The organism is Paenibacillus sp. CB74 (assembly GCF_055687625.1).
Genome location: NZ_CM146009.1, coordinates 6240353 through 6251486 on the forward strand (window position 1 = coordinate 6240353; position 11134 = coordinate 6251486).

Consider the following 11134-nt stretch of genomic DNA (forward strand, 5'->3'; position numbering starts at 1 on the left):
AACACTTGCGATTTAATCGCCTATCATGTAATATAAAAGTTGTGTTTTCTTAATGGCTTTCCCACAGCCCCAATTAAGAGGTTCACATCAAATTTACAATCCATCAACACCTAAAGTTATAACTTAACGAACGAAGATAAATGAAAATGATGATTTTGAACATTTTAAGGAGGAACTTTTCATGCGTACTACGTACATGGCGAAGCCTAACGAAGTTGAGCGCCAATGGCACATCATTGATGCTGAAGGCAAAACCCTCGGACGTTTGGCGAGCGAAGCAGCTGCTTTGATTCGCGGCAAACACAAGCCACAATTCACTCCACATGTGGACACTGGCGATTTCGTTGTTATCATCAATGCTGAGAAAATCGTATTGACTGGTAAGAAAATGCAAGGTAAAAAATACTACCGTCACTCGATGCACCCAGGTGGTTTGAAAGTAACTACTGCTGAAGAGATGGTTAAAAACAAACCTGAGCGTATGTTGGAATTGGCTGTTCGCGGTATGCTTCCTAAAACTCGCATGGGCGAGAAAATGAAGTTGAGACTTAAAGCGTACAGAGGCACTGAGCATCCACATGCAGCACAAAAACCAGAAGTTTACGAACTTCGCGGTTAATTAAAAGGAGGACAGTTTCATGGCACAAGTACAATACTATGGGACAGGTCGTCGTAAACATTCGGTAGCACGTGTTCGCCTTGTACCGGGTGAAGGACGCATTGTCATCAATAAACGTGATATTAATGAATACTTCGGTTTGGAAACACTCAAACTGATCGTAAAACAACCACTGAACTTGACAGAAACGCTCAACAACTATGACGTTCTTGTTATTGCTCATGGTGGCGGAATCTCCGGTCAAGCCGGCGCAATCCGTCATGGTATCTCCCGCGCTCTGCTCAAAGCAGATCCGGAATACCGTGCATCCCTGAAAAAAGCAGGATTCCTGACTCGTGACCCACGTATGAAAGAGCGTAAAAAATACGGTCTTAAAGCGGCTCGTCGCGCACCTCAGTTCTCCAAACGTTAATATTAAAAGCCTTTGGCCTCGGTCAAAGGCTTTTTTATATCTTCATGAAGATTTCGCATAATATATATATAATTCCGCTTATGCCATAACACTTATATGTGTCCGCATGACTGTTCATTGTCGCATCATATGTGTTAAATATCTTCATTAATGTTCCTTAATACAGTTTTTTCATATCTGAGTTAATACTTCTTATTAAACCTCACTACACCTCATAAATCGTTTATCATGATACGCTATGCTCATTCCCATCGTTTCCCACACGCTCTAAAACAGCTCTTTATAAAATCATCTATTAGGGCTCAAGCCTGCTTTATTGAATGTATTCGGTTTGCTCTTCAAAATTTATTCTTCACTTTAAATTTCATCAGTTTTTCTTATGGAAACCATAAAAGTCTCTCACATATCATATGATATATGTTGTCACGCTGAACTCCTTATAACTTCTTCTTCTCTTTATTTCATGTTAATCGATGATTGATAATCTGATGCTTTTCCTGGTGATATAAACTGTTAAAACTCAGCACCAGCAAAGCATTTCTAGGCTTTGAAATATATTCTAACCAGCCCAATGACTTGGGCCAAGTTCACTTTTTTATCTCATGAACAGAGAAAAGGATAAATTGAACCAAATTATTTGCGATAGCAACGATCAAAAAGAGAAAAAATGATCTATTTTGCCATATGGCAGGCATTGACATCCGCAATGAAAGATTTATACTAAACATAATTCATATTAGATTAGTCGGCTTTAACGTGTATTGAAATGCAGAATGGGGGAAAATACGCAGATGAACTTATTGGAGAAAGAAGAATTAGCACGCACGAAGGCAGAGGAACTGGAGCTTGCCAGTCCAGAGGATATTATTCGGTATGCTATTGAAACATTTCCTAATATCACTTTTGCATGTAGCTTTGGTGCGGAAGATGTTGTACTTGTAGATATGTTGCAGAAGATCAGCCCATCGACAGATATTTTTTATTTGGATACTGATTTCCACTTCAAAGAAACATACGAAACACGGGATAAGATGCAAGAGAATTACAACCTTGAATTTGTACGCGTGTCACCTAAGATTACTCCGGAAGAACAGGCAGCTCAACACGGTGAAGAATTGTGGAAGTCTGATCCAAATGCGTGCTGTAACATTCGCAAAGTTGAACCGTTAACACGAATTCTTTCTCAGTATGATGCATGGATTACAGGTATTCGTAGAGATCAAGCACCAACTCGTGCAAACTCCAAGAAGGTTGAATATGATACTAAATTTGGCCTGATGAAGTTTAATCCGATTGCGCATTGGACCACAGAGGATGTATGGCAATATATTCGTGATAATAACGTTGTGTATAATCCTCTTCATGATCAGAACTACCCGAGTATTGGCTGTGAGCATTGCACACGTCAGGTTATGCCTGGTGAGGACCCTCGTGCTGGACGTTGGTCTGGTAATGATAAAACGGAATGTGGCCTTCATAAATAATAGATACACAAGGAACTGACAAGATGACATCAATTCTGTCACATGGAGGTACGCTGGTTCAGCGTATCGTACAAGGAAAAGAACGGGAGCAATTGTTGGAAGACAGTAGTCGGCTTTCAGACACGTAATCCGGTCCAGCGGGAATCATGAGTACATTCAAAAGAGCGTATGGAGATTGTAGACGCACTAGACATCCAGTAAAACTTGTCCACATGATAAAGAGCACCTCATGACGCTTTCCGGCATCAAAGTACGCGGGTTGCTCCGAGACGGTCAGTGCCCTCCTCCTGAATTTACACGTACTGAGGTAGCTGAGGTGCTGATTGAAGGAATGGCGGAGCAAGTCCCGTCCTAGCGGTATAATTGTCCATCTTGTCCCATATAGATGATTAGAGTCATTTATAGGGACGAGGTGGTTTTTTTATGCGTAAAAATATGGGGAAACACTTTGTAGTCTGGATTAGGTTAAAAACAATCAAAAGGGCCATGCTGAGCCTCTGTCTGCTGGCCATGTTAGTGGCGGTGATGTCTTATGAGCTGCCTTCTGCCAAGACGTCAGGCTACTGGAGTTTACCAATGGCAGGAAAAGTCATTGCTATTGATGCAGGGCACGGAGGTCCAGATGGAGGAGCGGTAAGTAAGCAGGGGGTTATTGAAAAAGATATTAACCTGTCTATCGCCTTGTATGTGAGAGATTATTTGCAGCAGGCAGGGGCCTTGGTGGTTATGACACGAGAGATAGACACGGATTTGGCAGAAGCGGACACCAAGGGGTACTCCAAACGCAAGACGGAAGATCTGAAACAAAGAGTACGGCGGATAGAGGATAAGCAAGCAGATCTCTTTATTAGCATTCACATGAACAGTGTCCCATCCAACCGATGGAGTGGAGCGCAGGTTTTCTATACACCTAACCATCCGGATAACGAAGGTTTGGCTAATCTGCTTCAACAAGAGATGGTTCGTAATCTGGAGAATACAGATCGGATCGCCAAAACGGTAAACACGGTTTACCTGTTACAAGCTCTGAAGATTCCTTCAGCACTGGTAGAAGTGGGCTTCCTTTCTCATCCGGAAGAGGCACGTATGCTTGCTGATGAAGCTTATCAACGCAAGGTAGCTGCATCGATCTATAATGGGATTCTCAGATATTCCTCAGGAGAACGGCCTAAAAGTTAGTCAGAATAAGAAAGGTAATGATATAATTGGTTCAGCATACCTAATTACATGCCAATAGATAAAGCTGAGGTGCTGTCTGATGTTATCAAAAGAACAGATACTTGAACTATTACAGCCATTACAAGAACCACAATTGGGAGTAAGTCTGACCGAACTGGAATGGGTTCGAGATATTATGGTGAAAGAAAATCATGTGGCTCTGACCATAGTGACACTGGAAAATCGACCTGAGGATTCAACAGCCTTGAGTGATGCAGCACGTAATTTGTTGTCCCAGCACGGACTGAGGGATGTACATATTCGCGTACGTGCAGCTTCTGAGCATGATCGTGAGAGCCTGAATATGGGGCAACCTGATAATGAGCCGGATCGGGACGAAGTGCTCGTAAAAGGTCACGCAGCGGGCCTGGATGGACATGAGTTGTTAAGTCCTGAATCAGGGGTTCGTTTTATTGCAGTGGCCAGTGGTAAAGGTGGCGTTGGTAAATCAACGGTGACCGTTAATCTCGCTGCAGCGTTGGCACGTCAAGGCAAGAAAGTAGGCTTGATTGATGCGGATATCTACGGCTTCAGTGTACCTGACATGATGGGGATTGAAGAATATCCGGTCGTTGAAGATGGCATTATCCAACCGGTTGAACGTTTCGGAGTCAAAGTGATGTCCATGGGCTTCTTTATTCGGGAGAACAATCCAGTGATCTGGCGAGGGCCCATGCTCGGCCGGATGTTGCGTCAATTCTTCACTGATGTCCAGTGGGGCGAGTTGGATTATATGTTACTGGATTTGCCACCAGGTACGGGAGATGTGGCTTTGGATGTGCATCAGTTGTTGCCACAGAGCAAGGAAATTATTGTGACCACGCCACATGCAACAGCAGCTTTTGTCGCTGCACGTGCGGGTGCAATGGCCATTCAGACCGATCATGAGTTGCTTGGTGTGGTTGAGAACATGGCTTATTATGAATGTGGCCGTTGCGGCGAGAAGGATTATGTCTTTGGACGTGGAGGCGGGGGAAGACTTGCGGAAAGTCTGCACACAAGCTTGCTTGCCCAGATTCCACTAGGCACGCCGGATAATCATCCTTCTGAGCCTGATTTCTCACCTTCCGTTTACAAAGCAGATTCTCGTATAGGGGTCATCTACGATGAAGTGGCCCGGTCCATTGAATCCCAGTTTTAAGGGTTGGGTGTTATAAATACAAGTAAAGCCTGCGTCCACTTGGATGCAGGCTTTTCAGTATCTGTGGTGCGCAATTAAACACCTACTGTTTAAGAACCTCCGCTGCCCGAATCTCCACTGCTTCCACCATCTCCGCCATCACTACCACCTTGGCCCTGACCGTCTTGCTGTCCGCCTTGCTCTTCCCCCTGTTTTCCGCCACTTTCCACTTTCGGTTGCAACTCTTCCTGTACAACTTTCTTGAGCAAAGTGAGTACTTCCATGCGGAACAATGGGTTTTGCATCACTTCCTGCATGACAGTCATCGTCTGTTTACGGTAATCTGGAGTCTTTGTCATATCCATGAACATTTTGGATACCTCAGGTGACTTCATGATGTCTTCAACAGACTTTTGATATGTGGGATCTTTAATCAATTGCATATGAAGTTGTTTACTTTGTGCGTTGATCACCTTGGCAAATTCCCCCGCAAACTGCGGATCAGTCATGATCTTTTCGAATTCCTTCTTATATTCGGGAGCTGTGATGGTATCTTTTACTGCAATACGTATTTGTTCCGAAGATTGCACAGGCATTAACATTTTCATACCAATGGATCCCGAAGCACCACCTGAACCGCCACCTTCTTCCGAACTGCTGTTTCCGCTGGATGAGCTCTGACCTGTAAGAGCTTCCTCCACTGCTTTCTTGCCTTCGTCACTTTTCAAAATATCTACAACCATTGTTTTCATCTCTTTATAACTGCCCTGAGGAGGCGAAGAACTCTGATCTGAACCGCAGCCGGCAAGCATGACGGATAGCCCCAGTACGACACAGCATAGCTGCCACAAAGGCCGTTTCATGTGTACAATCCCTCCTTGATTAGATACTGGATGTAGTATGTGATGGGAAAGGGTGAAATATGTTGAGCAATGATGGTTTTTTGCTGAGAAGGTTGGTAAAATAAACACTCGGGGGTGGAAAACATTTGAATTTACGTAAATGGTTTTTCCTGTTTTGGACAGCCTTGCTTATTGGGGCAGCGGGAGCATTAGGTACAGGATTGATTATGATGCTGGTGAACGGGGAGAAAACAAATGGATTAAATGATTTTCTTCTGTATCTTTTGATCCTATTTGGATCAGGGGTTATGATCAGCGTGTATTCACAAATGGGTTTCTTTGCATATCTGATATTGAATTACATGGGTAAAGGTGTATTTCCTAAGCGTAGTTGGCAGATCGTGCAGATTGTACTAACGGTTCTAGCGCTGCTTGACGTCATGTTTTTACGCCTGTTTGTTGGCGGAGACCGGGAGCGCATGTCGGATATTGTGTTGGGTATCATTATTTTGGCGGCTGCAATTGTTACCGCTTACGTTAAAGTAAAGCTGACTCATCTCTCCGCGCTTGTACCTACACTGTTCTTCATGATTGCGGTCACCATAGTGGAGACGATTGGCGTATTGCGTATTGATGTGAATGCGGCAACCATATTTATTGTGGTACCCTTGCTCTTATGTAATGCATACCAAATGCTGATATTGCATAGGCTTGTGGATGTAGCAGCGAAGCCCAGCGTAAGTGGAAAGGCAGAACAGTAGAATGAAAGTCGAGCATAAATTTCGTTTAGTATAAAACATACCAAAAAGAGCTAACCTGGTTAGCTCTTTTCAACTTTTAAGCTCGTATAGAGTCTGTAGATCCGGCAATCTGCCAATTACTGACCACTGGCTTGATCACGAACTTCCTTACCTTCCACACTGGAATGGTTAAGCAATTCAGATACAGTTACGAATTCATAGCCCTGATTTTTTAATTTGTCGATAAGGACAGGAAGTGCCTCATGAGTCTGTTTAGAAGAATCGCTTGCATGCAGCAGTACGATGTCCCCTGGATGTGCTTTGCTTACTACGCGATCAACAATGGTCTGTACGCCGGGGTTTTTCCAATCCAAAGAGTCGGTATCCCACTGAACAACCTGATAATTCAGACTATTGGCTACCTGAAGCACTCGCTTGTCAAAGTCCCCGTTGGGCAGACGCAGTAATTTCGGTTCTTTTCCCGTTAAATCGGTTAAAATGCTATGAGCTGTCGAAATTTCTTTGCGAATTTCTTCCTCGGTCAGGCTGCTGTAGTTCTCATGTCTGTGACCATGGCTGCCAATTTCATATCCTGCCTCTTTGATGGCAGTAACAATTTCGGGGTGTGTCTTGCTCCAGGGGGAGGAAAGGAAAAAGGTTGCCTTCTGCACTTTATTCTCCTGAAGAACTTTCAGAATCGGCTCTGTCCGTTTATCTCCCCAGCTAATGTCAAAGGTAAGTGCAATTACCTTCTTCTCGGTTGGAACGCTGTAGACGGCTGATGGTGCTTCCTCCGAGAATACGGAGACATTGCCTCTCTCCAGATAAATAATACCGATCGCAAAGATGGCAGCAACGAGGACAATCAGGTACCGTTTAATCTTTTTGCCGCTAAATACATAGAACGAGTTCATTTCAATAAGCGCCCCTCTCCCATAAGAAATGCTTGTTTACTCTCCAATGTATGCTCGTACTCCCCAGTTATTCGTAACGGCACCTTGTTTGTCCAACATTTTAGATTCTACAGGAGGTTATTATGTTAAAATTCAGTACATTTCTTAGAGATCTTGGTTCCATCCGCAGTGCATTAATCTGGTCCGTGGTATTGTTTGTTGTTGGAATAGGGGCAGGATGGGTCAGCACAGGGCCACTGGAAGAACTGTTGTTGAATCAAATCGGAGGATTACGTGAAGTTAGTGAGCGGCTGGAGCAGGGGGGGAATGTGCAGTGGAACTTCTTCCTGTTTATCTTTTTTAATAATGCAATCAAAAGTGTGCTCGTCATCTACGCTGGTATATTTTTCGGTATTCTGCCGGTCATCTTCCTGCTAATCAATGGGATGGTCCTTGGATTTGTAGTGCACACCACCATGAATTATGGAGCAACTTTCTATGATATTGTGGTTAAAGGCCTGCTTCCGCATGGCATTATTGAGATTCCCGTCATTATTATTGCTTGCGCATTCGGACTGAAGTTTGGTGGTCTGGTTATTAAAAGTCTTGTAGAACTTGGAAGTGACAAACGAAATACGTTGGGTACCCGGTGGAGAGCATTCATGAATAGGACGTTAACGGCATCCTTCTGGGTTGTTATCTTGCTTCTTGTTGCAGCAATCATTGAAAGCACACTTACCTATACTCTGGTGAGGGGTTAAAATTTTGTGATGGTTGGCATTCATAAATTCTCAGAAAGTTGACCATAACAATAAAACGGGTTCCAGCAGCACTCACAAAAGCGAATGCACGGGGTGCTGCATGGAACTTGTGAAAGTGTGTGATAAAGAGGCTATGCACAAAAAGGAGAACTCTAATGCTGGGTATGCTGTTTAACGAGAAGGAATGCAAGGAACTAGACTATGTGCTGCGTAAAGAATTAGATGAGATGCTTTTTGATCTGAGTGATAATCGTCTTGACCAAGAGATTAAATACGCCATTGCGAGCCGATATAAGACTGTGTTCCGCATGTATGCACGATTTGCCCCGCCAAAAGAGTTGTCCAAGTATGCAAGAGGTGGGAAGCTGAAAAAGTCGAAGCCTTAATGCTGCAGCTAGTCATATATTCGATTCACAGTAATTGAAGTGAGGTGCGGCTCTTAATAGCGGGGGCTGTACCTCTGAACCGTGAAAGTGTGAAATTGTTGAGGGGATCATACTTTTTGTCGAAAAAGGGTTGACCTTTCTAAATTCATATGGTAAATTAATTTTCGTTCCTTTTTTAGGAGCGGTTCGCCAAAACAAGCATGAAAATGAAACGATTGAAAATAATCGAAAAATAATGCTTGCAAAGAGAACTTAAACATGATATATTATAAAAGTCGCCGCTGAAACGACGACAACAGGAAAAACAGCACTAAATTGAATGTTTGATCTTTGAAAACTGAACAACGAGTGAGTAAACATTCTGCTTGCAGAATGAATGCGAAAGTTTGAAACAAGCTTTGGCTTGGATCGACTGGAGCACAATTGAGATTTTTAATCTCGTCAGATTCAAAATGAGCTTATCGCTCTTTTCAATACTTTATTGGAGAGTTTGATCCTGGCTCAGGACGAACGCTGGCGGCATGCCTAATACATGCAAGTCGAGCGGACTTGATGAGAAGCTTGCTTCTCTGATGGTTAGCGGCGGACGGGTGAGTAACACGTAGGCAACCTGCCCTCAAGTTTGGGACAACTACCGGAAACGGTAGCTAATACCGAATAGTTGTTTCCTTCGCCTGAAGGAAACTGGAAAGACGGAGCAATCTGTCACTTGGGGATGGGCCTGCGGCGCATTAGCTAGTTGGTGGGGTAACGGCTCACCAAGGCGACGATGCGTAGCCGACCTGAGAGGGTGATCGGCCACACTGGGACTGAGACACGGCCCAGACTCCTACGGGAGGCAGCAGTAGGGAATCTTCCGCAATGGGCGAAAGCCTGACGGAGCAATGCCGCGTGAGTGATGAAGGTTTTCGGATCGTAAAGCTCTGTTGCCAGGGAAGAACGCTTGGGAGAGTAACTGCTCTCAAGGTGACGGTACCTGAGAAGAAAGCCCCGGCTAACTACGTGCCAGCAGCCGCGGTAATACGTAGGGGGCAAGCGTTGTCCGGAATTATTGGGCGTAAAGCGCGCGCAGGCGGTCATTTAAGTCTGGTGTTTAATCCCGGGGCTCAACCCCGGATCGCACTGGAAACTGGGTGGCTTGAGTGCAGAAGAGGAGAGTGGAATTCCACGTGTAGCGGTGAAATGCGTAGATATGTGGAGGAACACCAGTGGCGAAGGCGACTCTCTGGGCTGTAACTGACGCTGAGGCGCGAAAGCGTGGGGAGCAAACAGGATTAGATACCCTGGTAGTCCACGCCGTAAACGATGAGTGCTAGGTGTTAGGGGTTTCGATACCCTTGGTGCCGAAGTTAACACATTAAGCACTCCGCCTGGGGAGTACGGTCGCAAGACTGAAACTCAAAGGAATTGACGGGGACCCGCACAAGCAGTGGAGTATGTGGTTTAATTCGAAGCAACGCGAAGAACCTTACCAGGTCTTGACATCCCTCTGATCGATGCAGAGATGTATCTTTCCTTCGGGACAGAGGAGACAGGTGGTGCATGGTTGTCGTCAGCTCGTGTCGTGAGATGTTGGGTTAAGTCCCGCAACGAGCGCAACCCTTGATCTTAGTTGCCAGCATTTCGGATGGGCACTCTAAGGTGACTGCCGGTGACAAACCGGAGGAAGGTGGGGATGACGTCAAATCATCATGCCCCTTATGACCTGGGCTACACACGTACTACAATGGCCGGTACAACGGGCTGTGAAGCCGCGAGGTGGAACGAATCCTAAAAAGCCGGTCTCAGTTCGGATTGCAGGCTGCAACTCGCCTGCATGAAGTCGGAATTGCTAGTAATCGCGGATCAGCATGCCGCGGTGAATACGTTCCCGGGTCTTGTACACACCGCCCGTCACACCACGAGAGTTTATAACACCCGAAGTCGGTGGGGTAACCGCAAGGAGCCAGCCGCCGAAGGTGGGATAGATGATTGGGGTGAAGTCGTAACAAGGTAGCCGTATCGGAAGGTGCGGCTGGATCACCTCCTTTCTATGGAGAATCGTTTCCTGTAACGGAAACATTCAAATACAAAATCTAGCCAGGTCGGCTAGTTACTCACTCGTTGCTCAGTTTTGAGAGCTCAAACTCTCAAACGTTTGGTGGCGATAGCGAAGGGGTTCCACACGTTCCCATCCCGAACACGACCGTTAAGCCCTTCAGCGTCAATGGTACTTGGACCGCAGGGTCCTGGGAGAGTAGAACGCCGCCAAGCGTAACCCATTCTGGGTTCAAAAAAAGTATATATAATGTGGGCCCTTAGCTCAGTTGGTTAGAGCGCACCTCTGATAAGGGTGAGGCCGGTGGTTCGAGTCCACCAGGGCCCACCATCTATACCTTTAAAACTTTATATGGGGCCATAGCTCAGCTGGGAGAGCGCCTGCCTTGCAAGCAGGAGGTCAGCGGTTCGATCCCGCTTGGCTCCACCAAAAAATGTTTTACAAGTTTGTTCTTTGAAAACTAGATATCGAAACGAAAGTAAATGCGAATTAGAACATTCCTTTTTAGCTGAACTTGTGTTAAACAAGTTTCGATAAAAACGGTAGATTGCTGGAGCGAGTGATCGAAATGGAGCGACTTTTGGATTTGCGCAAGCAAACCAAGCGGAGCGACAGCTCGAA

The 11134-nt window shown here is 45.2% G+C and carries 10 protein-coding genes, 2 tRNA genes, 2 rRNA genes and 1 pseudogene; 13 read left to right on the plus strand and 2 right to left on the minus strand.

Annotation, left to right across the window (positions count from 1 at the left end; genetic code table 11):
* Positions 1-181: 181 nt before the first annotated feature.
* The 6 genes and pseudogenes from rplM (at position 182) to ACX9NY_RS27480 (ending at position 4874) form a co-directional block, all read left to right on the plus strand.
* On the plus strand, positions 182-619 hold the full coding sequence (gene rplM / locus ACX9NY_RS27455) for a 50S ribosomal protein L13 (protein ID WP_024633564.1): 438 nt from the start codon (positions 182-184) through the stop codon (positions 617-619).
* A 19-nt stretch (positions 620-638) separates the two neighbouring features.
* Positions 639-1031 carry a 30S ribosomal protein S9 gene (gene rpsI, locus ACX9NY_RS27460; RefSeq protein WP_017692105.1) on the plus strand — a complete coding sequence of 131 codons (393 nt, stop codon included), beginning with the start codon at positions 639-641 and terminating at the stop codon, positions 1029-1031.
* 791 nt (positions 1032-1822) lie between these two features.
* A complete protein-coding gene (locus ACX9NY_RS27465) occupies positions 1823-2515 on the plus strand; it encodes a phosphoadenylyl-sulfate reductase (RefSeq protein ID WP_339237987.1) in 693 nt (230 codons plus the stop codon).
* A gap of 193 nt (positions 2516-2708) precedes the next feature.
* A pseudogene (sat, locus tag ACX9NY_RS27470) lies at positions 2709-2870 on the plus strand (sulfate adenylyltransferase); the annotation flags it as partial.
* A gap of 68 nt (positions 2871-2938) precedes the next feature.
* Positions 2939-3694, plus strand: coding sequence for an N-acetylmuramoyl-L-alanine amidase CwlD (gene cwlD, locus ACX9NY_RS27475; protein WP_472476190.1), 756 nt, complete (start codon positions 2939-2941; stop codon positions 3692-3694).
* 79 nt (positions 3695-3773) lie between these two features.
* Complete coding sequence (locus ACX9NY_RS27480) at positions 3774-4874, plus strand: Mrp/NBP35 family ATP-binding protein (protein WP_472476192.1); 1101 nt, start codon at positions 3774-3776, stop codon at positions 4872-4874.
* A gap of 89 nt (positions 4875-4963) precedes the next feature.
* Here the strand turns inward: ACX9NY_RS27480 and gerD are convergent, their stop codons facing one another.
* Positions 4964-5716, minus strand: coding sequence for a spore germination lipoprotein GerD (gene gerD, locus ACX9NY_RS27485; RefSeq protein ID WP_339237981.1), 753 nt, complete (start codon positions 5714-5716; stop codon positions 4964-4966).
* A 125-nt stretch (positions 5717-5841) separates the two neighbouring features.
* Here gerD and ACX9NY_RS27490 point away from each other — a divergent pair, with 125 nt between their 5' ends.
* Complete coding sequence (locus ACX9NY_RS27490; RefSeq protein WP_472476194.1) at positions 5842-6456, plus strand: KinB-signaling pathway activation protein; 615 nt, start codon at positions 5842-5844, stop codon at positions 6454-6456.
* Between the two features lie 116 nt (positions 6457-6572).
* On the opposite strand, the gene pdaB is transcribed toward ACX9NY_RS27490, so the two are convergent.
* Positions 6573-7349: a polysaccharide deacetylase family sporulation protein PdaB gene (gene pdaB / locus ACX9NY_RS27495; RefSeq protein ID WP_472476196.1), complete on the minus strand. Its 777-nt coding sequence runs from the start codon at positions 7347-7349 to the stop codon at positions 6573-6575.
* A gap of 122 nt (positions 7350-7471) precedes the next feature.
* On the opposite strand from pdaB, the gene ACX9NY_RS27500 reads away from it, so the two are divergent.
* The 6 genes from ACX9NY_RS27500 to ACX9NY_RS27525 all read left to right on the plus strand — a co-directional run bounded on the left by ACX9NY_RS27500 (position 7472) and on the right by ACX9NY_RS27525 (position 10942).
* Complete coding sequence (locus ACX9NY_RS27500) at positions 7472-8089, plus strand: stage II sporulation protein M (RefSeq protein ID WP_472476197.1); 618 nt, start codon at positions 7472-7474, stop codon at positions 8087-8089.
* Positions 8090-8244: 155 nt separating this feature from the next.
* Positions 8245-8475, plus strand: a complete 231-nt coding sequence (locus ACX9NY_RS27505) for a hypothetical protein (RefSeq protein ID WP_017692114.1) — start codon at positions 8245-8247, stop codon at positions 8473-8475.
* A 478-nt stretch (positions 8476-8953) separates the two neighbouring features.
* Positions 8954-10505 (plus strand): 16S ribosomal RNA (locus tag ACX9NY_RS27510).
* A 106-nt stretch (positions 10506-10611) separates the two neighbouring features.
* Positions 10612-10728 (plus strand): 5S ribosomal RNA (gene rrf, locus ACX9NY_RS27515).
* A 38-nt stretch (positions 10729-10766) separates the two neighbouring features.
* Positions 10767-10843: transfer RNA gene (locus ACX9NY_RS27520), tRNA-Ile, on the plus strand.
* A 23-nt stretch (positions 10844-10866) separates the two neighbouring features.
* A tRNA-Ala gene (locus tag ACX9NY_RS27525) sits at positions 10867-10942 on the plus strand.
* The last annotated feature ends 192 nt before the right edge of the window (positions 10943-11134 follow it).